This is a genomic window from Desulfovibrio sp. 1188_IL3213 (assembly GCF_036763145.1).
Lineage (GTDB): Bacteria > Desulfobacterota > Desulfovibrionia > Desulfovibrionales > Desulfovibrionaceae > Desulfovibrio.
In genome coordinates this window covers 1-1,212 of the sequence record NZ_JBAIYR010000574.1, presented here as the reverse complement: position 1 = coordinate 1,212, position 1,212 = coordinate 1, and the positions used below count along the sequence as shown (strand labels likewise).

The following is a 1,212-nucleotide window of genomic DNA, read 5'->3' as shown; positions in this document are numbered from 1 at the left end:
TCCAGAAAAGCCAGCAGGCGAAGCAGCGTGGACTTGCCGCAGCCGTTCGGCCCGGTGAGCGCCAGGGTTTCGCCTTTTGTCACCTCAAGACGGGGCAGGTTCAGGGCAGTGCGCCCGCCGTACACCTGCACCAGATCGCGCCCCTCATACAGCAAAGCATTCACGCGCGCCCCCTGTGCCGGAAAAAAGCCAGGGCCAGATTGACGGCAAAAGCCATCAGCAGCAGCACAAGCCCCAAAGCTATGCCTTGGGCAAAATCTCCCTTGCTGGTTTCCAACGCTATGGCCGTGGTCATGGTGCGGGTGGCATAACGGATGTTGCCTCCGAGCATCATGGCTACGCCCACTTCGGTGATAACGCGCCCAAAGGCCGTGATGCAGACCATGCCGATGGAATAGCGGCATTCCCACAGTGAAAGCACCGCCATCTGCCGGGCGTTGGCCCCCAGGGTCAGCAGGGTGTCGCGACAGCGCGGGTCCAGATTTTCCACAGCCTGCGCGGTCCACGAGACCACAATGGGCAGGGCCAGAAGGGCCTGCCCCACGGCCATGCCCGGCAGGGTAAACAGCAGGCCATACTGCCCCAAGGGGCCGCGCGCCGTTATGAGCGCATAGACCAGCAGGCCGATAAGAACCGTGGGAAAAGCCAGAAGTGTGTCGGAAACAAGGCGCAACGCCCTTTTGCCGGGAAAGGAGCAATACCCGAGCACAAAACCCGCCGGCAACCCCAGCAGCAGGGAAGCGGTCATGGCATAGCAGGTGGAAAGCAGGGTGGCGCGCACGGCGGAAAGCGTGGCCGCATCCATATGCATCAAAAGGGAAAATGCGCCGGAAATGCCGTTGACAAGATAATCCATACGCGCCCGAACCTGACGGCAAAAATATGCCGGTAAAAACGGATACAAAAACCGCGCGGGGCAAAAACGGCCCGGCCGCTCTCATCCCCGCGCGGCTGCTTCAGAGCAGTTGACGAATAAAATGAGCAACTGCTCTGCAAGGATTTTCCTGAAAATCCTTGCCACGAAATGCGAGCAGGCGGGCTTTTGCCTGCCGTAAGTGAGCATTTCAAGTGTTAAATGCTCTACATCTAGAGCAGATTAACTTTGAGAATATACATTCTCAAAGTTTAAGGCACGCTCACTTCGGCGTTTAACCGCGCAGATAAACTGCGCTTACGCCTCCGTAGCGAACGTCTGCTCACGCAGCCGCCAGA

2 protein-coding genes are annotated in these 1,212 nt (G+C 58.6%); both read right to left on the bottom strand.

All coding sequences use genetic code 11. The annotated features are described in order from the left end of the window. Positions 1–164: ATP-binding cassette domain-containing protein (locus V6C16_RS13695; protein ID WP_333543489.1), on the bottom strand; the 164-nt coding region annotated here is incomplete at its 3' end. Continuing rightward, on the bottom strand, positions 161–856 hold the full coding sequence (locus tag V6C16_RS13690) for an ABC transporter permease (protein WP_333534301.1): 696 nt from the start codon (positions 854–856) through the stop codon (positions 161–163). The genes V6C16_RS13690 and V6C16_RS13695, both read right to left, overlap by 4 nt. Positions 857–1,212: the final 356 nt, after the last annotated feature.

What these genes read in the sequence shown, in the direction of transcription:
- V6C16_RS13690 (WP_333534301.1), bottom strand. Translation starts at nt 856, where the DNA reads ATGGATTATCTTGTCAACGGCATTTCCGGCGCATTTTCCCTTTTGATG.